The 20,828-nt window shown below is 50.4% G+C and carries 12 protein-coding genes and 1 pseudogene; 6 read left to right on the top strand and 7 right to left on the bottom strand.

Going from position 1 to position 20,828, the window contains the following annotated elements; all coding sequences use genetic code 11:
* Window positions 1–127: 127 nt before the first annotated feature.
* Window positions 128–1,498: a serpin family protein gene (locus tag K7B67_RS11515; protein WP_252180476.1), complete on the bottom strand. Its 1,371-nt coding sequence runs from the start codon at window positions 1,496–1,498 to the stop codon at window positions 128–130.
* A 321-nt stretch (window positions 1,499–1,819) separates the two neighbouring features.
* Here K7B67_RS11515 and dinG point away from each other — a divergent pair, with 321 nt between their 5' ends.
* Complete coding sequence (gene dinG / locus K7B67_RS11510; RefSeq protein ID WP_252180475.1) at window positions 1,820–3,961, top strand: ATP-dependent DNA helicase DinG; 2,142 nt, start codon at window positions 1,820–1,822, stop codon at window positions 3,959–3,961.
* Here the strand turns inward: dinG and K7B67_RS11505 are convergent.
* Both K7B67_RS11505 and K7B67_RS11500 read right to left on the bottom strand, forming a co-directional pair.
* Complete coding sequence (locus K7B67_RS11505) at window positions 3,929–4,657, bottom strand: hypothetical protein (RefSeq protein WP_252180474.1); 729 nt, start codon at window positions 4,655–4,657, stop codon at window positions 3,929–3,931. The two genes, dinG and K7B67_RS11505, sit on opposite strands and share 33 nt — an antisense overlap.
* Window positions 4,658–4,924: 267 nt before the next feature.
* Window positions 4,925–5,140, bottom strand: coding sequence for a hypothetical protein (locus K7B67_RS11500; protein ID WP_252180473.1), 216 nt, complete (start codon window positions 5,138–5,140; stop codon window positions 4,925–4,927).
* A gap of 289 nt (window positions 5,141–5,429) precedes the next feature.
* On the opposite strand from K7B67_RS11500, the pseudogene K7B67_RS11495 reads away from it, so the two are divergent.
* The 5 genes and pseudogenes from K7B67_RS11495 to ung form a co-directional block, all read left to right on the top strand.
* Window positions 5,430–5,805: pseudogene (locus tag K7B67_RS11495) on the top strand (PCRF domain-containing protein); the annotation flags it as partial.
* 427 nt (window positions 5,806–6,232) lie between these two features.
* Window positions 6,233–7,331, top strand: a protein-coding gene (gene prfB / locus K7B67_RS11490; RefSeq protein ID WP_252180472.1) for a peptide chain release factor 2 whose coding sequence is annotated in 2 segments (ribosomal slippage) — window positions 6,233–6,307 and window positions 6,309–7,331 — 1,098 coding nt in all. Because the reading frame shifts where the segments join, the coding sequence is not laid out codon by codon here.
* Window positions 7,332–7,419: 88 nt separating this feature from the next.
* Entirely contained in the window at window positions 7,420–8,913 is a 1,494-nt protein-coding gene (gene lysS, locus K7B67_RS11485) for a lysine--tRNA ligase (RefSeq protein ID WP_252180471.1), read from the top strand.
* A 127-nt stretch (window positions 8,914–9,040) separates the two neighbouring features.
* Complete coding sequence (locus K7B67_RS11480) at window positions 9,041–9,775, top strand: TetR family transcriptional regulator (protein ID WP_252180470.1); 735 nt, start codon at window positions 9,041–9,043, stop codon at window positions 9,773–9,775.
* Window positions 9,776–9,942: 167 nt separating this feature from the next.
* Window positions 9,943–10,626, top strand: a complete 684-nt coding sequence (ung, locus tag K7B67_RS11475; RefSeq protein WP_252180469.1) for a uracil-DNA glycosylase — start codon at window positions 9,943–9,945, stop codon at window positions 10,624–10,626.
* Window positions 10,627–10,665: 39 nt separating this feature from the next.
* Here ung and ansA read toward each other — a convergent pair whose 3' ends face one another.
* Genes ansA through recC form a run of 4 tightly spaced genes read right to left on the bottom strand, consistent with a single transcriptional unit; the run spans window position 10,666 to window position 20,817 of the window.
* Window positions 10,666–11,679 carry an asparaginase gene (gene ansA, locus K7B67_RS11470; RefSeq protein WP_252180468.1) on the bottom strand — a complete coding sequence of 338 codons (1,014 nt, stop codon included), beginning with the start codon at window positions 11,677–11,679 and terminating at the stop codon, window positions 10,666–10,668.
* On the bottom strand, window positions 11,676–13,703 hold the full coding sequence (gene recD, locus K7B67_RS11465) for an exodeoxyribonuclease V subunit alpha (protein ID WP_252180467.1): 2,028 nt from the start codon (window positions 13,701–13,703) through the stop codon (window positions 11,676–11,678). Before recD ends, ansA begins: the two co-directional genes overlap by 4 nt.
* Window positions 13,703–17,464: an exodeoxyribonuclease V subunit beta gene (gene recB / locus K7B67_RS11460; protein ID WP_252180466.1), complete on the bottom strand. Its 3,762-nt coding sequence runs from the start codon at window positions 17,462–17,464 to the stop codon at window positions 13,703–13,705. The genes recD and recB overlap by 1 nt, the downstream gene beginning before the upstream one ends.
* Window positions 17,461–20,817: an exodeoxyribonuclease V subunit gamma gene (gene recC / locus K7B67_RS11455; RefSeq protein ID WP_252180465.1), complete on the bottom strand. Its 3,357-nt coding sequence runs from the start codon at window positions 20,815–20,817 to the stop codon at window positions 17,461–17,463. Before recC ends, recB begins: the two co-directional genes overlap by 4 nt.
* Window positions 20,818–20,828: the final 11 nt, after the last annotated feature.

Genomic DNA, 20,828 nt, shown 5'->3' with positions numbered 1-20,828 from the left:
AAGTCCGAGGTCAATATAGGACAGTTTTTTGATGAGTGCTCAAGGTGTTTTTCAAGATCGTTGTCTCGACTAGTACGGTTTCAATTTTATCGAAATGGTGCACTGGGCGGTACTCAATTCCGAACGGCTATCTCAGGGGGGTAAGTATCTGTCCGATATAGAAGATTCTTTCTGTTATGTTATTACGCAACATATAAATAGAGGGTCGATCAAATCGCATTGATGGTATTGTATCTCCCTCATGTGTTCTCTTAGAGCCAGCGCCTGTTGAAGCTGCGCTCGGGGCAGCTTGTTTGCTAAGCGCACTCATAAGAGCAGGTACAGCTGACATAGTGCCTGAACTCAGTCCGCTGGTAACAACCGCAGCTAATCCTGAAGCTGACCCACTTAAAGCTTCGCTCAAGTCAATGTTTGTATCAATGTCAGGGAGTGGAAGTTCAGAAGTCACGGTTGAGCTGGATGGAAAGGATTCTCTGGCGTTTAATGATGATAATAATGTCCTTATTGTTTCTAGCCTTAATGTATGAAGCAATACTCCTGCCGGGGGGAAAATCAGAATGACTTCATCATTTTTGAGGTAGGGAAAGGCAAATGCTTCCCAATCATTGTGATGAGTGTATTGTGAAGGATTAATTTTTCCATCCATAATTCTGTTTACAAGGGCTGCCTGGCCATCGGGCAAGGTAAATAAAGCTTCATGTTCGGTCCCGCGAGATCTTTCCAGAAGATCTGTGAAGTAAATAGAAGCTATGAGTTCTACGCATCTTGACAAGGGATAAGCGATGGGATTGCAAAAACGTTGCACCATACCATGGGTTAATTGGCAAAAGAGTCCGTTGAGCTCCCGGGCCAGGCTATGCATGGGTGTGAGTTTCATCAAGTTGACGTTATCACGAAGATCGTCGTGTATTTGCTTAAGTCTCTCTTTGTAAATTGCCTGAGGCTCAAGCTGACCGGCTGCCAGTAAGCTTTGCGCAAAAGCGTGTGTGTCCTGTCCAATGCGACGCCATTGCTCGGTGGCACCGTCAGCACCCGCATTTAATACTGACAATGCCAGTGTCTGAAAAAAACTATCAGGGGATAGGACAAAATTTTCTGGAATATTGGGGGCTGCACGGCTAAAAACATTGACGGCAAACTCCAGGTTTCTCAGCGATTCATCCATCTGTGCATCAGGATTTACTGTTGTTACGGCTTGGGAAGGTGCTGTGTCATGTTGAAGGGGGATCGCCGGGTGGAATGTAAAGTCTTCCTGATCGTCAGTAGAGCTGCATGTTTGACTTGTCGAAGGTGCAGCTTGCTGCTTTGGTCGACCAGGATCAAGCAGTTTGCAGGATGGGCAGGATGCATATTCTTTTTTATAGTAAGGAAAGCCGCAGTGGGGACATGACACTATGTCATTTTGAGCATGTACAGCCAGCGAGCAGAGTAAAAGGGCCAACACCAGAACGACTCTGTCCCGACAGACTGGGTCGGAAGATTTTCTGAGTAAAACCACGTTGTTTATACCTTAGTATTTGAGGGGTTGTTTTGGTGTCACTTCCCTGATTGTCTGAGCCGTTGCCCTGCGAAGTGGGTCAACAGCATCTAAAATCCTGAATCAATATAGGAAGGTTTCCTGATGGGCGCCAATTCGAAAGCTAAACCAGCCTTCAGGCCAGAGAATAATTGCAGCATTCTACGAGCAGGAGTGATGGCTTTTAGATAGAATGTCATTTTACTTAGAGGATCAGATACATGGGCTTTGGCAAAGCAGTGGTGGTTTTATTCTGGCTTTCAGCATTGTGGAATCTCTTCGTGCCTGTGGGTGATCAGCACAGTGCTTGAAGATTCACAGAAAAAGAAGATCCAGAAAGCGTACAGCACATTTCTGGCCAGCAAAAAGCTGAAGGCGCGGCCCGGCCAGAAACAGATGATTGCAGAAGTTGCCCGTTCCCTGGGAGAGGTTGAGACTGATGCTGAAGGGCGTAGAACGTCTGATCCCTCTGTTATTGTGGTCGAAGCCGGGACCGGTACTGGTAAAACGGTAGGTTACGTTCTGCCTTCTGTCGTCATGGCCCAGGCTGCTGACAAAAGGCTGGTGATCTCAACAGCGACGGTGACGCTTCAGGAGCAGATTATTGGCAAGGACCTGCCCGATATTATCCTGAAAACCGGACTTAAGTTCTCTTTTACCCTGGCCAAAGGACGTGGACGATACGTTTGTTTGAGCAAACTTGACCGATTGTTGCAGGAAGAGCAGTCAACCGCCTCATTAATGGATATGTTTGCCGGGGACGGTTTTACTCTGAAGCAGGACGAGTCCTCCCTGAAGCTCTACCAGAATATGTTAGAAGACTTTTCCGCTTCCAAGTGGGAAGGTGATCGGGACAGCTGGCCCGATGCTTTGGAAGATCAACAATGGCGAATGATCACCACAGATCATGCCCAATGCAGTGGCCGACGGTGCGGTTATTTTAATCAGTGTCCTTTCTTCAAAGCCCGGGCAGATCTTGAGCAGGCCGACGTAGTCGTTACCAATCATGACCTGGTACTGGCTGACCTGGCTTTGGGTGGTGGCGCTATTTTGCCTGACCCTAAAGATACGGTTTACGTCTTTGATGAAGGTCATCATCTGCCAGACAAGGCCATTGATCACTTCGCCTGTCATTCCCGGTTAAAAGGAACGGCCAGCTGGCTGGAGAAGGCCAGTCAGTACCTGAAGAAAACCCTGTCCCAGAATGCCCTGCCTGGCGAGTTGGGTGAAAGGCTTGAAAAACTCATGCCTGAGTTTGACGAACTGGTCAATGCCCTCGGTCATACCCGGACGCTGTTACAGGAGATCGCAACCTTTGAGCCTCGAGTTCAGGGCGATACGACGGTTGCAGTTTATCGCTTTCCACAGGGAAAGGTGCCCGAAGCCGTCCGTCAGCAGGCTGAAGTGCTTAAAGTCAGCTTCAGTCGATGCAGTGGGATGATTGAAAAGGTCGCCAAAGAACTGAATGAGGCGATGGATGGAGAGGTTCCCGGCATTGACCGTTGGCAGGCAGAGCAACTGTTTCCGGAAATTGGCGCGATGCAAATGCGTCTGGAGAACCAGTTTCAACTCTGGTTGACCTACACCATGAAAGACCCTGAAGGTGAGCCACCCAGTGCCCGCTGGCTGAAATGGAGCGAAGGGCCTTTTGGTGAGGAACTGGAGGTTTTCAGCAGTCCCATTCTTTCTTCGGCAACGCTCTGGCAGACGCTCTGGAATCCGGGTTACGCATCCATTGTCACTTCTGCCACGCTCACCGCCCTGGGGAATTTCAATCGTTTTCGTATGCGCTCCGGGATTCCGTCCGAGTCACGGTGTGTGGTGGTTCCCAGTCCTTTTCAGCACAGCCATGCAGCTCAGCTGGTGGTGCCGGATATGTTGTCAGATCCTCGTCGGAGTGAGGAACATACGGAAGAAATCGTTGAAAGGTTGCCTGACCTGATGTCCACACAAAAAGGTACTCTGGTACTTTTTTCATCACGTAAGCAGATGAAAGATGTGCATTTTGGTCTGGATGATGCATGGCGCAGGAAGATTCTTTTACAGGATGATTATTCGCGGGCAGAACTGCTGAAACTGCATCGCAAGAATATTGATGAAGGTAAAGACAGCATACTCTTTGGTCTTGCCAGTCTGGCGGAGGGGATCGACCTGCCAGGTGAGTATTGTGAGCATGTTATCATCGCCAAAATTCCTTTTGCGGTGCCTGATGATCCTGTGGAATCGGCACTGTCAGAATGGCTTGAGGCACAGGGCCGAAATCCATTTATGGAAATAACGGTTCCGGATGCAGCCATCAAGCTGGTACAGGCCTGTGGTCGTTTATTGAGAACCGAACAGGATATCGGCCAGATCACCTTGTTGGACCGAAGAGTGATCACAGCCAGATACGGTCGTATGATTCTGGATTCTCTACCGCCTTTCAGAAGAGCCATAGAGCGTTAGGCTCTTCTGCTTCTTCCTTGCCTCAGGCGGTGAATAGGGTTCTGTCATGTCCTCAGATAGCGATGGGGGGACGTGCTGTTCAGGCAGAGGGGCGGCAGGATCAGCGTCGGGCATAACCTTGTCTGCAGGGTCTCCCAAGATGGCCGAAGCTGTCTTGTTGTTCAGGCATAAGGGATCTCCCATGCACACATGAAGCAGGTAGTCCTCTTTCAGAACCTCCAGCTTAATCGCCACCTCGTCTCTGTTTTCGAGAGTGAAAGGCTCTGTCTCGATTTGTTCGATCGTCAGGTCTGACTCATCGCCATGCTTAAGTGTTTGGCGGACCATTGCGTAACTTGCGCTGGTGGTCTTCTGCTTTTGCTTGGCTTGCAGGATAACTATATGGATTTGCCCTGGTAATCTATTCAGTCCTGACCCTACAAAAAACTGACCGGTCTTCTTGTTGATTATTCTAAAGACGTAGCCTTCAAATTCGGCGGTGTCCAGGCAGTCTAACAATGGTGTGCCATCATTGTTGATACGCTGATAGTTCTTTACTCTTGATAGCTTTTTGTGGCACAGCTTGCATCGGGTATTGCAGGCATATCGTTCAGTCGGCTTCTCACAGCGTTGGCAGTATCTTAAAACCGGGTCAGATCCTGCGGCAGCTGCTACTGCGGTATCGTCGGTTTCGTTAGTCGTTAATTCGTTAGTCATGCGAAATGTTCTTCCTATTTATAAAGCCTCTACGTCCACCCCTGCTGCCACCAAACAATCACTTAGAAGAACTAAATGGCAGAAGGCGTAGGGGCTTTATAGATAATTGATTGTTTTAATTAGATACCTGGATCCCGAGTTCAGGCAGTGGAGTGCCTTCCCAATTCTCTTTAAGTCTTATGAATGGGTAACGTCAGAGATCCTCTCGTGTGACCTTCCGTGTCGCTGGTGTCTGCGTACTGTCAGGCTACAGCAGACGTGAACGGTTTAAGTTAAGTGGAAGTAAGTTTCGTCGGTAAAAGGCTCGTCATCATCTTCTTCAGTGGAATCTTCGATTTGAGCAACCAGGCTCTGAAGGTTGATGACCCATTCGCTTTTATCAGTCTCATCCGGCTTTGGCTCTTCTTCATTGGCAAAACCGGCGAGAGACAGAGCAGTCAGGGGAAGGGTTAGCGCCAGAGCTGTCAGTTTCTGTTTAATCATTTGTGTTGCATCCATGGTTGTTTGTTACTGTTGTGGTGGGTTCGACCGCCTATTGTTGAAAATGTTCCCGGAATTTTTATCAGGCCCTAAAAAAAATTGGCTTTCATTTTTCTGTCATTCCAACGCTTGGGTCGATCAGGTAGAATGACCGGCTGTTTTTTATTGTGGAAATCATTCCTTTCTCTTACTGCCTGAAGCAAATATTCCTGATTCAGGAGTATAAGCAGCTGAAGTGATATTTCCTGATTTTCATCGAAACTTTTCATCAAACGAGACTGAGCGATAAGCCATGCTTGAAGTAAATCCTATCAAGGAGCGTATTAAAGATCTGACGGCGCGTAATGACGTGCTTAGGGGGTATCTTTGACTACGCTCACAAAAGTGAGCGTCTGCAGGAAGTAGAGCGGGAGCTTGAGGACCCGGACGTCTGGAATGAACCCGAACGTGCCCAGGCCCTGGGTAAAGAACGTTCCCTTCTGGAAGGCATTGTTTCTACCATTGAACAGCTGACATCCGGTCTGGAAGATGCCAGTGAACTGCTGGAAATGTCAGTGGAAGAGCAGGACGAAGATGGCGTAGAGGGTGTTGTCGAAGAGCAGGACCAACTGAGTGAAAAGCTGGAAGAACTGGAATTCTTCTTCAGTGGAATCTTCGATTTGAGCAACCAGGCTCTGAAGGTTGATGACCCATTCGCTTTTATCAGTCTCATCCGGCTTTGGCTCTTCTTCATTGGCAAAACCGGCGAGAGACAGAGCAGTCAGGGGAAGGGTTAGCGCCAGAGCTGTCAGTTTCTGTTTAATCATTTGTGTTGCATCCATGGTTGTTTGTTACTGTTGTGGTGGGTTCGACCGCCTATTGTTGAAAATGTTCCCGGAATTTTTATCAGGCCCTAAAAAAAATTGGCTTTCATTTTTCTGTCATTCCAACGCTTGGGTCGATCAGGTAGAATGACCGGCTGTTTTTTATTGTGGAAATCATTCCTTTCTCTTACTGCCTGAAGCAAATATTCCTGATTCAGGAGTATAAGCAGCTGAAGTGATATTTCCTGATTTTCATCGAAACTTTTCATCAAACGAGACTGAGCGATAAGCCATGCTTGAAGTAAATCCTATCAAGGAGCGTATTAAAGATCTGACGGCGCGTAATGACGTGCTTAGGGGGTATCTTTGACTACGCTCACAAAAGTGAGCGTCTGCAGGAAGTAGAGCGGGAGCTTGAGGACCCGGACGTCTGGAATGAACCCGAACGTGCCCAGGCCCTGGGTAAAGAACGTTCCCTTCTGGAAGGCATTGTTTCTACCATTGAACAGCTGACATCCGGTCTGGAAGATGCCAGTGAACTGCTGGAAATGTCAGTGGAAGAGCAGGACGAAGATGGCGTAGAGGGTGTTGTCGAAGAGCTGGACCAACTGAGTGAAAAGCTGGAAGAACTGGAATTCCGTCGTATGTTTTCCGGAGAGATGGATCCTAACAATGCTTACCTGGATATTCAGTCAGGTTCCGGTGGCACCGAGGCCCAGGACTGGGCCAATATGCTGTTGCGGATGTACCTGCGATGGGGTGAGCAGCGAGGCTTCAAAACCGAAATCATTGAAGTGTCGGCAGGAGAAGTGGCGGGTATTAAGTCGGCTACGGTTCAGTTTACCGGTGAATACGCTTTTGGTTGGTTGAGAACAGAAACAGGCGTACATCGTCTGGTACGTAAGTCTCCATTTGATTCCGGCAATCGCCGTCATACTTCTTTCTCATCAGTTTTTGTCTCTCCGGAGATAGACGATAACGTCGAGATCGAGATTAATCCGGCTGACCTTCGAATCGATACTTATCGCTCCAGTGGTGCCGGTGGTCAGCACGTAAACACCACCGACTCTGCGGTTCGTATTACTCACGAGCCTTCCGGTATTGTGGTGCAGTGTCAGAACCAGCGTTCCCAGCACCAGAACAAGGATAAGGCCATGCAGCAGCTGAAAGCGAAACTGTATGAGCTGGAGATGCAGAAGCGTAGCGCCGACGCGCAGGCTCTGGAAGAGTCCAAGTCTGATATTGGCTGGGGCAGTCAGATTCGTTCTTACGTGCTGGATGATTCCCGGATCAAGGACCTGAGAACCAGCGTAGAAACTCGCAATACCCAGGCGGTACTTGACGGGGATCTCGACAAGTTTATTGAGGCCAGCCTCAAGAAAGGCCTGTAAAGTCAGCCGTTAGCAGAGAATAGTTTACACAGAGGAGTGACAGGCAGCTGTTCACTCCCAGCCCTGAAGCGGGTGAACCGGAGAAAATATGTCTGAAGAACAGATTTTAGATGCCCAGGAAGAGAACCGGCTGGTCGCTCTTCGCCGTGAAAAACTGAATGCTATCCGTTCGGAGCGAGTCGCTTTTCCAAATAAATTCCGTCGTGATGCGCTGGCTGCGGATCTTCAGAAAGCGTTTGCCGATGCCAGCAAGGAAGAACTGCTGGAAATTGGCAAGAAGGTCAAGGTTGCTGGCCGTATCATGTTGAACCGTGGCGCATTCATGGAAATACAGGATATGTCCGGTCGTATCCAGGTTTACGTGAACCGCAAGGTGCTGGCAAAAGAAGTCCTGAAAGAAGCCAAGAGCTGGGACCTGGGCGACATTATTGGTGCTGAAGGTACCCTTCAGCGTTCCGGTAAGGGTGATCTCTATGTGGATATGGAGCGGGTTGAACTGCTGACCAAATCCCTGCGTCCGCTGCCCGAGAAGCACAAGGGTCTGAGCGATACAGAAATGCGTTATCGCCAACGTTATGTGGACCTGATGACCCGTGAAGAGTCACGTGAAGCATTCCGTATCCGTTCTCGCATTGTTCAGGTGATTCGTGACTATTTCCATGAGCAGGACTATATGGAAGTGGAGACCCCGATGCTACAGGTCATTCCAGGAGGGGCCACGGCACGTCCGTTCGTAACTCACCATAATGCGCTGGACATTGATATGTACCTGCGTATTGCTCCGGAACTCTACCTCAAGCGTCTGGTGGTGGGTGGTTTTGAACGGGTATTCGAAATTAATCGGAACTTCCGTAACGAAGGGCTGTCTACTCGTCACAACCCTGAATTCACAATGATTGAGTTCTACCAGGCTTACGCAGATTACAACGATATGATGGATCACACGGAAGCGCTTGTTAAGCGTCTGGCCAGAGACGTGAGCGGTGGCACGACAGTGACTTATCAGGGCAACAAGATCGATTTCGGCAAGCCATTTGTGCGCATGTCGGTTTTCGATTCTATACTGCACTTCAATCCGGATCTTGAGGCGGCTGATATTGATACGATTGATTCAGCCACTCAGGTTGCGGAAAAACTGGGTATCGAGGTCAAGGGTACCTGGGGTCTGGGCAAGATTCAGATCGAGATATTTGAGGAAACCGTTGAGCAGCGTCTGATGGATCCGACATTCATTACCGAATACCCGACAGAGGTTTCCCCTCTGGCGCGTCGTAATGATGACAATCCATTCATTTCTGACCGCTTTGAGTTTTTCGTGGGTGGGCGTGAAGTGGCCAATGGTTTCTCTGAGTTGAACGATTCTGAAGATCAGGCTGAGCGTTTTCGTCAGCAGGTCGCAGAAAAAGACGCTGGTGACGATGAAGCCATGCACTTCGATGCAGATTACATCAACGCTCTGGAGTATGGTTTGCCGCCAACAGCGGGCGAGGGTATCGGTATAGACCGTCTGGTCATGCTGTTTACTGATGCACCTTCTATCCGTGACGTACTGTTGTTCCCGCATATGCGACCTCAGCAGTAATCCTGGTTGGAATCCGGTGGTCAGTGCTTCTGTCTGCCGGGCCTTCAGTCCAGTCTTCAGCGGCCATTGACCAGGCTTGAACAATGAAACGTCATAAGACTAACAGGCAACTGCAAGGCATTTCCTCATGGAAGCAACGTACAGTGAAGAAAGAAACTGCGCCCTATCGCAGATGGCCCAGAATGAAGGAGCAGCTCTCGGAAATGGAGCTCTGAAATATCAGGGACGTAAAACCAGCCGGGCCAACAGTGAGCAACGCCGTCGAACCATTTTGGAAGCAGCGCTGCGAATCGTAGTGAGAGATGGCGTCCGTGGTGTCAGACACCGAGCGGTCGCCAAGGAAGCGCAGGTGCCTCTCTCTGCGACCACGTATTACTTCAAAGATATTTCTGACCTTATTACAGACACGTTTACCCTGTTTGTAGAAATGGGGGAAGAAACCTTCAAGGCATTCTGGCAAGAGTCAGACGACCAGTTACAGAAGGCGCTTTCCCTGCTGGATGACTCCGACGATTCCCGGGATCAGTTTATCGATCAAATGCTGGAGTTGGCGGTGAACTACGTCACCAACCAGCTGACCGAGCATCGGGATTACCTGATCGCAGAGCGGGCTTTTCAGCTGGAGTGCCTGAGAAATGACAATCTGCGTCCCATCGCCTTCAAACATCAGACCTATCTTTTGAACAGTCTGGTGTCACTTTTTAAGCGCGTAGGCTCCTCACAACCGGAAACCGATGCTCAACTGTTTGCTTCTTTCATTACGCAGGTTGAGTACGAGGGGCTTGTGCAGGAAGGCTTGCTGGATATTGCACCGATCAAAGCGAGGCTGCGTCGCCAGATTGTTTTGATGTTCAGGCCATGATCACTGAACTAAAACCAGCGTTCTGTAAAGTCAAAGATATCGTACACCTTTCTTCCATCGGGTGTACGACGCTGTTTTTTTGTAAAAACTATTTTTGTAAACCCGGTTCAACCCGTATGTGTATAATGCCCGATTATGTTTAACCTCTGCTGAACTGGGGAAATCCTATGCAGGAGATCAGGCTGGAGCCTTCCTGGAAGACTCATTTGCGGGATGAGTTCGACAAGGAGTATATGCAGGTTCTGCGTAGCTTCCTGATGAGTGAAAAAGCTGCTGGTAAAACGATTTACCCAAAAGGCAGTGAATATTTTCGGGCTATGGATCTGACGCCTTTTGAACAGGTCAAGGTGGTGATCCTGGGGCAAGACCCCTACCACGGTCCGGGTCAGGCCCATGGACTTTGTTTCTCAGTGCGTCCCGACGTGCGGATTCCCCCGTCACTGGTAAATATGTATAAAGAGCTGCAAAACGATCTCGGGATCCCCCCCGCCCAACACGGTTGTCTGGAGCACTGGGCTGAGCAGGGTGTTTTGCTACTCAACAGTGTTTTAACGGTTGAGCACAAGCAGGCCGCATCTCATCAGAAACGAGGCTGGGAACAGTTTACTGACAAAGTGATTGCTGAGCTGAACAGCAAAAGGGAAGGTCTGGTGTTTATTCTCTGGGGCAGTTATGCCCAGCGCAAGGGACAGTTCATTGACCGCTCTAAACATCTTGTACTACAGGCAGTGCACCCTTCGCCACTGTCAGCACATCGAGGTTTTTTTGGTAGCCGACCTTTTTCCCAGACCAATGATTACCTGGTTTCCAAAGGTTTGCAGCCTATCGACTGGCAGCTGCCAGCTGTTTAACATTGACCGAATGAGGACTTGAAAGTCCTCATCTGATTCTCAGATCGTCAGCTCACCAGCAATATTATGTCCAACCAGCTCTCTGATCTTCCAGGTTGAATAGCCCTTTGACAGCAAATGATGAAGCTTACAGAACATAGCTTCAGTCGTCGTATCCAGACCACCAATCACCCCCGCTTCGGCCAGTGCTGAACCGGCGGCATAGCTGTCTTGATGAACCGCACCTCTGTGACATTGAGTCAGGTTAACAATGATCTTGCCCGCATCTGTCGCCTTTTTCAGAGTGTCCAGCAGAGCAGGGTCGCCATCGGGGCCGTTCCCTGTGCCATAAGTTCTCATAATAAAAGCTTTTTGCGGTTGATTCAGAGCCGCTTCCAGCCACTGGGCGGTGATACCGGGAAACAGTTGCACAATGCCGACCTGGGTATCTTCAGCGCATTCAAGATGAAACTCTGGCTTGTTTTCAGGCTTTAGTAACAGTGCTTCATTAAGTTCGATATTGATATCAGCGCGTCCCAGCCATGGAAAGTTGGGTGAATCAAAGGCATCGAATAGATAGGCATTTTGTTTGCGAGCCCGGTTACCGCGCATTAAACGACCATTAAAGTACAGGCATACTTCATTAATACGCTCATCAGTGGCAAGACTCAGGGCGCCGACAAAGTTTTCCAGACCATCACTGCGGGGTTCACACAATGGAATCTGGGAGCCTGTGAAGATCACCGGTTTATCGAGATTGCGAAGCATAAATGACAGCATGGAGCTGGAAAACGCCATGGTATCAGTACCGTGCAGAACGACAAAACCATCGTAGTCTTCATAGTGATCCGCAATATCCGTTGCCATCTGCTGCCAGTTTTGTGGGCGGATATTACTGGAATCAATCAGATCCTCATATTCAACCAGATCAAAGTCAGGAAGACCCTTGCGGGCATGGGAAGGCAACTTTTCATCCAAAAGTGCCTGCATATTACCGGAAGGGGCATAGCCCGAATCGGTGGGCTTCATGCCGATGGTGCCGCCGGTGTAAATAACGTAGATTTTTTTGCTCATATGAGTCGATCTTTCAATCCAGATGAACGCAGGGTTTTCTGCTGAATGGCTTTGGCCAGAATCTGCGGCAGTGCAAACAGATCCAGTTTGTTTTTAGCCCGGGTGATGCCGGTGTAAACCAGTTCCCGGGTGAGTACCGGTGTCATCTGCTCGGGTAGCGCCATCACAGTATGGGGGAATTCTGAGCCCTGGCTTTTGTGTATAGTCATGGCAAACACCGTCTGGTGCTCCGGCAAACGACTGGGTAGAAGATGCTTAAGGCTGCCGTCGGGTAATTCAAAGACGACTTTCAGGCGACCATTACTATCAGGAAGAGCAATACCAATATCACCGTTGTACAGGCCAAGGTCGTGGGCGTTGCGGGTAATCAGAACCGGGCGGCCTGGGTACCATAAACCTTCTGACGGGATCAGGCTTTTTCTTGCCAGAGTTGAGCGAATGCCGTCATTCAGTCCTTCTACTCCCCAGCGTCCTTCCCGCAGCGCACAGAGCAGGCGAAAATGATTAAAGGCTTTCAGAACTGTTTTTGCATCCTGCTGATTATGAATAGCCTGAAGATAGGGGGTGTAGCCTTGTGCACAGAGTGACAGCAGTTGCTGATGGCTTTTATCGTCGACAGGGTGCAGGGCAATATCATCAAAATTTTGTTGAAAGACTCTGGTTGTCTGTCTGGCGTCGCCTTTGTTGACGGTTTTGGCCAGTGTGCCTATTCCTGATCGGGCATCAAACCGGTAACTTTTCTGAAGCTGGCAGAAACGGTCATTGATAAACTGACCCTGTCGAGTTGACCATGGTTTCAGATTAAAGCCCGTTAATTTTGCCAGTGTGGCAGCCTGCTGCGATGAGCAACCCCCTTCGGCAGCAGAACAGATATCACCCAGCACACTGCCAGCGTCTACTGAAGCTAGCTGATCTTTGTCGCCTAACAGAATGATCTGGGCGTGATCTGGCAGTGCATCCAGCAGGTGACGCATCAGTGGCAGATCAACCATGGACGCTTCATCCACCACCAGAATATCGAGATGCAAAGGGTTGCTGGCATTGTGGCGGAATTCAGGCCGGTTGGGGATAACGCCTAAAAGCCGATGAATCGTGCCCGCCTGACTGGGAATCAGGTTGCGAACCTCTTCACTGCAATGAAGGGCGGGCAAAGCGCCACCCATTGATTCAGTGAGTCGGGCAGAGGCTTTACCGGTGGGAGCCACCAGTCGGATGTCGGGAACCCTGCCACTCTTCAGGCCTTTTTCAACCAGCATGGCCAGCAGTCGTGTGACCGTGGTCGTTTTACCCGTACCGGGTCCACCGCTGATGATGACCATAGGTTGAGTTGCCGCCGTGGCCGCTGCCACTTTCTGCCAGTTCAGGCAATGTTTTTGTGGGATCAGGTCATCCAGAATGTTCAGGTCTTCAGGTTTAGTAGCAGACTCGAGTGTCTGGGTGCAGGCCTGCCAGTCAATGTCTTCAGGAAATTCTACATCCAGCCATTTAATCAGATAGTCCTCAAGGACTTTCGAATCGTCGGTGTCAGGGCGACTCTTAAAAAGCATTGAATAGTTTCTCTGAAACAGTCGATCCAGAATAGTTCGGGTTTCCTGGAGGTCTTCTGCCTGTCGTCCTGCTTTGAGCAGGTGTTGGGCCACCAGGCACTCATGTTGCCAGTATCGATACAGGTAGAGACGTTTGTCCAGAACCAGGGGACTTGCTTTTGAGCCGTCACCCAGTCCATGAGTTCGCACTATGCGAGAAAAAATAAAATCAGCATCAACAAGGCATGGCTTTTCCTCTGGAAAAGTAGCAACACCTCGCAATCGGTTGCTTTCTTCCCGACTGAGGTCAAACAACTGACCTTCCCCAAGCTGCTCCAGCTCTACGCAGAGATTACCTTTGCCCAGTTCGTAACTGGTGATTGCGGCGGCCAGAGTCAACCAGGGGTTACTGTCGATTTCGTGAATAAAGCGTGCAAACTGGTAATCCAGCGGGCGAATCTTGCCTTGTTGATAAAGATGTTTGATGGCATTAATCATCAGGAGGCTCCAGTCAGGGTGGAGTCTTCTTCACTCAAGGGTGAGTCTCCATAAAAAAGACGATCCAGCTTTTCAATCAGGGTTTTATTCGGGCGACAATAGAAAATGCCCGGACGCTGCGGTTCATCTTTTCGGACGCCCCTGAGAAACAGGTAATACACACCACCAAAATGCTGTTCAAAGTCATAATCTGGCAGTCGGCTGCTCAGCAGTCTGTGCAGTGCTAGTGAGTAGAGCTGATACTGAAGGTCGTACCGGTGCTCAATCATAACGTTCCGCATGTTTTCCCGAGTGTAGTCGCTGAGCTGGTCGCCCAGCCAGTTCGACTTGTAGTCCAGGACATACCAGCGGCCCTGATGTTCAAAGGTCAGATCGATAAAACCTTTTAACATGCCTTTCACGGTGACAAAATCCAGTAAACCAGCCTGGGCCGACAATGTGTCTTCCGATTGCAGGATAGCGTTTAATTCCCCGGCTCTGAGTCTGCTTACCGGCAGATAAAACTCCATCTCCACTTTTTTGGAGTGTTTAGGAAGATCTCCCAAAGTTAATCCAGTGTCGTTCAATGGTGCTTTCAGACAGTGATCCAGCATCTTTTCGAGGGTAGGGCACCACTTCTCATCAAAGCCTTCTGTTTGTAATTGTTTCAGTACATAGTCGGATAAATTGCAGGGTAATGAGTTCAACGTATTTGCGGTCAGGTCTTCGAGGTTTTCGAACAGAGCGTGCAGAAAGGTTCCGGGGCGAGCACCTTTGGGAAAAGTAAAAATATCCAGTTTTTCCGCCTCGGGTTGCAGTTCACTGGTAACCGCTTCTTCCGCTTCACTCACCACTTCGATGTCCAGACCAGCGGTTTCCAGTGAAGCATCAGGTTCCTGAACCGTCGGGTGCCCCGGCTCTTTATGATGAGAGTGTGAGGTTCTGGACAATGCCGAGTAGCTGGTCACCCACCAGTCTTTCTGGACTTCACCCCGGAACTCGGCCGCGACCAGACGACGGTCTTCTTCAGCTTCGCTCTGATACAAAGGCAGCTGAAGGTCTTCAACGGGCTGGAAATCAATGGCCGGGAGGCTTCCGGCCAGGTGTTTCAGTTGTTGCTCCAACGTCCCATAATCCAGCGGGTCAGGGCCATTTAACAACCAGCCAATGGCGGTTCTGTGCAAGTCGGTCAGGTCACCTTTTCGTCCGGAGCCACTTTTCACAGGAGCCATACCCACGTAGCAACGATGGACAGAACGAGTCAGCGCAACATAAAGCAGTCGAATGTCCTCAGCCAGTCTTTCTTCATCGGCTTTAACCAGGGCCTGATCATCACCCGACAGGTCTAAAGTCGTGTGTTCGCTGTCATGATAAACCGGTTCTTCTGCTTCCCTGAAACTACAGATATAGGGCAAAAATACGACGGGGTATTCCAGTCCCTTGGATTTATGGATGGTGACAATCTGCACCCGGTTGCGTTCGCTTTCAAGATGCAGTTGCTGTTCATCGGCATGAGTATCCGGTGTGCGAATGTGTTCAGACAGCCATCGCTGCAGAGCGTGGGGGCTTTCCAGCTCAAGACTGGCTGCAGCCAGCAGTTCACCCACATGCAGCAGGTCTGTCAGACGTCGTTCGCCATGGTCTTTTGCTAACAACTGTTCTGCCAGTTTACGCTTTTGCACCAGTACTCTGAGCATGGGCAGAACACCCTGTTTCATCCAGATCTGGTGATAGCCTGAAAACTCTTCGACGGCCTGTTCCCAGGCCAGCTCATCCTCGTTCAGTGCGTCCAGAGCCTTAGCCGTCAGATTCAACAGTGGCGTGGCCAGGGCGGATCTCAAGGTTCTATCATGGCCCGGATTGAGACAGGCGGTGAGAATTCTTAGCACATCCACCGCCTCATTGGCGGCAAATACGGAATCACTGCTGCTCAGATAAACGCTGGGAATCCCCTGTTTTGCCAGAGCTTCCCTGATCATCAGACCCTGTCGGCCAGTTCTCACCAGGATGGCAATATCTCCGGCTTTTAAAGGCTGCTGGTGTTCATCTGAATGAATAGCGGCCTGAGCCTGACTCAGCAATCGGTTGACTTCACTGGCTGTCGTCAGGGTCATGGTCTGCTCATAGTCGGTTTTGCCCACCGCGGCACTTTCATTATCCTGCCACCAGATCGTTAAAGCCGGAATCTCGGCGTTTGCTTCCAATAGACGATGATGGTCAGCTTTTGGTGAAGGCTTGACGGATAAAAAGGGAATGTCCTGGTAAATAAAAGGGGGACGACTTTGGTCAGCAGTTGTTTGGAGACACTGCTCAAATATCCGGTTGACACTGTGCACCATATTGCTGCTGGAGCGCCAGTTGGTATCCAGGGAGTAGTGAGCCGAGACCTGTCGTCTGGCTTGCATATAAGTGAAAATGTCGGCTCCCCTGAAGGCATAGATAGCCTGTTTTGGGTCGCCGATCATAAACAGTCCGGCATCACGGTTGGGGCTTGAGTGATCTGGGTAGATCCGACTGAAAATGGCGTATTGCAGTGGGTCAGTATCCTGAAACTCATCGATCATAGCCACTGGGAACTGGGCTCGCAGTGTGTTGGCCAACTGTTCGCCATGATCCCGATGAAGTGCCTGATGGAGACGAGTCAGAAGATCGTTAAACGACATCTGATGCTTCTGGTTTTTGATTGAGAGGCTTCTCTGGGCAATGCTGGACAGTGCCCTGGAGAGCATCATGCTTTTGAAAGCATCCTGAATGCTGACGGGTTGATTCAGCAAGTCTTCAATAAGGGCAAAAACCCTGTGTGTGGGCAGTTTGCCCTGTTTGGAAAGGGCTTTTTCCAGAATCTCCCTGCCATAGATTTCCCAGCTCTCGTGCTTGCCAAGCTTCGGGAAGAGGGCGTCACTGTTGGCAAACGCCGCCATCTCGGCTATTCGCTTGAACGGTTTGCTGTTTTTTTTAAGGCCACAGGAGAGCAGTTGGTCTTCTATGTCGCCGCGATCGTCACGCCAAAGATTTCTGATGGCCAGGGCAGGTTCAACATACTGTCGGTTAAAACCTTCAAGGGTGCCAGGCATTGTGCCGGTTTTGACTTGCAGACCCGGCTTACCCAGTAGCCCGCGAAGGGCGTTGAGCAGATCATCGGGGGTTTTCCAGACTGATCGGGCCAGTCGTGCCAGAGGCTTGTCCAGCGGATAAAGTTCGGTGCGCCAGAAGTCGGCGGCTGACTGTTCCAGCAATCGGGATTCGTCGGTAATCAACTCATTGGTAAACAACGTGCCGCTTTCAAAGGCGTGCTGTTTCAGCATTCTCTGACAGAAGCCGTGTATGGTGAATACCGCGGCTTCATCCATCTGACGTTCTGCAGCCAGCAGCAGTCGTGCTCTTTCGGTATGACGATCAAGGTCGTTCATCAGCGTTGCAATAAATGCATCATCCTTCAGGCCTTTTTCAAAGGCTTCCCTGGCCTGGTGAAGTCGGGCACGAATGCGATCTCTCAGTTCCTCAGTGGCGGCTGCGGTAAAGGTCACCACCAGAATCTGATCAACGGTCAGGGGTTGGCAGTGGGCCGATATTGCCTGATTGTGCTCAGGTCCATGGCCAAGAACCAACCTGAGAAAAAGGTTGGCAATGGTGTAGGTTTTGCCGGTGCCGGCGCTGGCTTCGATCAGGCGGTTTCCGTGCAAGGGGAAGGTTTCTGCATTCAGTTGCAGGGGCTTATTGGCCACAGGCTGCTTGTTTGTTGTTGTGGTACTAGTTGTGGTGGTACTGGTAGTAGCCGTCATTTTTGGCCTCCTTCTGAAACCACTTCCATTATTTTGGTCATGGGCTCAAGAATAAGACGACTCAGGTCGGTAAATTCGTCAAAGACAGGTTCCAGTTCAGGAAAACTCCGGTGAATGTAAGCGTCCTCCACTTCCCCGTGAACTTTAAAGCCGCCATAAAAGGCCGTTTCAGCCGCTTTGCGTGCTTTTTCATCGTCGTCCACTTTTTCCAGCCACGCCTGTGAAGTCTTTGGGAAAAAAGGAATTGGTCGGGTTTGCCCTTGCCGGTAGAGAGACACCAGATCGTCAAGGTAAGCCCTGGCCTGTTGTGCAGGGATGGCAGTAAATACGATCTCGCCATCCAGTCCCATCAGTCGGGTATGACCACCGGTTTCTGAATGACTTTCCAGAGAGGCAGAATGCAGAAGATGTTCAATCCAGGCAAAGAGTTTGTCCTTGGCTTTAAGGTTGGCCGCCCGGTAGCGCAGCAGTCCGGAGTTCTGGCCTGCAAATGAATAATGCTGTTTCAGCCAGCCAGTGACCTTGATACCGGCTACTGACAGATTGACCTCAACATCATCCAGGGGGACAAGTCCGGCATCTCTTAGCTTTTCTACCAGAGGTGTGACGGCATTCTGCTGATCTTCCAGAAGCAGCTCACCAAAGGCGCCATGGGGTAGTGTGCCGGTGGCGTTTAATTTTTCCCGGAGGCTGTCCGGTCTGTTCTCTACCAACAGGGTATCCAGCATGGAAACTTTGAGCCCGTAGGTGTCCAGCGGATCCAGGGCAAACGGTTCAGTGTCGGCCAACAGGGTTTCTTGTTGTTCGAAAAAGACCTTTAATCGGCGGTTGCAGAAATATTGGCTGGGATTACGGAAGAACCTTAATAACTCCGGAACTTCAAGTTCTTCCGGCAGTTCCCGGGCACTGAGTGATGACGCCAGAAAAGGGGCTGATGATTCAGTCCGGATACTGGCAGCGGGTAGCCATTCTCTGGCATAACTGAACAGGCCACTGTCCGGGATGAAGTTTTCCTGACTGAATGGTTGCAGTCGGTGTTCTGTGATCAGCTTCTGAAACGCCTTATTATCGGGGAAAAACTGGCCGGGGAAAAACTGGCTGCAATATTCTTGCAGTTCCGTCACCAGCACCGAAGGTATACGTTCACTGTTGTCCTTGATATTGCGACCGGTGTAGCTGATGTAAAAAGTCTCCCTGGCCGACAGCAAAGCTTCCAGAAACAGGTAACGGTCGTCTTCACGACGAGAGCGATCACCCCGTCGGGGGCTCTCTGTCATCAAGTCAAAACCGGCAGGGGGAATGCTTCTTGGATAGGCACCGTCATTCATGCCCAGCAGACACACCACTTTGAAAGGGATGGATCGCATGGGCATCAGGGTGCAGAAATTGACACGGCCTGAAAGGAATTTCTGGCTGCTCCGTTCGCTGGTGAGTCGCTCTGTCAGGTAATCCAGTAACACGGGGCGGGATAACGGGTCGCTATAGCCTGCATCCCGAATCTGCTCTGTCAGATGTTCCAGTGAACTTCTGACCAGTTTCAGTGCGTACTCATCCTCTTCATCGGGCTCAAAGAACTTTTCCAGTATCTGGTTAATAAAGAGTGTCCAGCTTTCAATGGTGCGAGATTCGTTGAGTTGCCGAATCAGTTCAGAGGCTTCTTCAACAAAAACCGCCAGCTGGCCGCTCAGAACGGCATTCATCCCCTGTGCAGAGTCCAGTGGCAGTATGCCTGAGAAAAGTCCGGTGTCTTCAGGCAGGGCATAACCCAGCAGCATACGCTTGAGGCCAAAGAGCCAGGAGTTACTTTCTCTTGGGGGGACGCCAAAACCACTCTGGTGTTCAGGGCTCAATCCCCAGCGAATGCCTGACTCATGGATCCATCGACGCAGGAGTTCAAAGCCCTTTTCATCAATCTGGAAGCGTCTCTGAATCGCTGGGATTTCCAGCAGCTCCAGCATTTCCTGGGCACCACAGCGTTGATTGTCCAGATCCAGCAGTTCCAGCAAGCCTTTCAGCAATGGAAATTCCTGGCGGGCACTGCGATCTGAAATAGCAAAGGGAATATACCGTGGATCCTTTTGATGATCCGGCAGGCCACCGAAAACAGCCTGAATCCAGGGGCTGTACTGATCGACATCGGGTAGCATGACGACAACATCCCTGGGGGTGAGATCAGGGTTCCGTTCAAACAGCCTGAGCAGCTGGTCATGGAGCACTTCCACTTCTCTCAGTGCACTGTGGCAGTTATGGAAAGCCAGGGATTGGTCGTCTGGAGCAATAGTGACAGGATTCTCCAGACTTCGGTCGGTCAGGTCCAGAATATCTTTTTGAATCCGGTGCAGCAGGGAGTCTTCCTGACCTTCGACAAAGGCAACGATCTCTGAGGCGTCCAGATCATGAAGCTGATGCATGTAATCTCTGCCCAGCTTGCCCATGGAGGCTAACAGGGCGTTGCTTTGCTCATCAACCAGCGACTCGAACAGGTCATTCTGTTCCGGAGTGCCTTTATCGGTCTTTGCCAACGAATGGTCAGCCTGTTTGCTAAACAGCCGGGCTGCCAGTCTGGCCAGGTATTTGGGGTCTTTCTCGTCTCCCCAATAGTATTGGCAGGGGTTGCAGACCATGAGATGGACATCGGTTTGCTGACCCAGGGCTTTCAGGGTTTCGACAAAATGTGGGGGGAGTGCAGAAATCCCGAAAACAAACAGTCTGCGGGGCAGGCGTTCTTTATAAACGCCATTCTCCAAGGCACTGAGAAAACTGTGGTGCATATTGGCCCGGTGCCAGTGAGGTTGTCCGGCTTCGGATGTTTTGGCGACCAAAGCTCGCCAGAGCACAGGCTGCCAGAGCTGATCTCTGGCTGTGGCATCTTTTCCCTGTTCCCAGTCAGCAACCCATTCCGGGCGGTAGACCAGGTATTGGTCAAAAAGGTCGGCGACTTTGCCTGCCAGCTGGTAACAGCGCACGGTGTCGCTGTCATCAGCCAGGTAGTGTCTGAGGGGTTTGAACGCCTCTTCATTGAGCATGTCCGGCAGCAATGACATCAGCTTCCAGGTCATGGCTTCTTTGTTAAACGCTGAACGTTTTGGGACATCCGGCAGCACCTTGACGAACATCTCCCAGAGGAAACTGGCTGGCAGCGGAAAGCTGAGCGACGCCGCAATGCCCATGGATTGTGCCAGTTCCTGCCGAAGCCACTGAGCCATGCCGGGGCTCTGAACAAGAATTTGCTCATCGGCCAGTGGGTTGGGCAGTGGGTCCCGTTGTATTCGGTCAATCAGCAGGTCTTTGAGCAGGTCTAGCTGGTTTGAGTGATAAATGGTGAACACGAAAGGAAAATCAGTCTGTTTCAATAATGACTCTA

It is taken from the genome of Endozoicomonas sp. 4G, from assembly GCF_023822025.1.
In the GTDB taxonomy this organism is placed as follows: Bacteria; Pseudomonadota; Gammaproteobacteria; order Pseudomonadales; family Endozoicomonadaceae; genus Endozoicomonas_A.
This window is presented reverse-complemented; position numbering and strand designations above follow the sequence as displayed.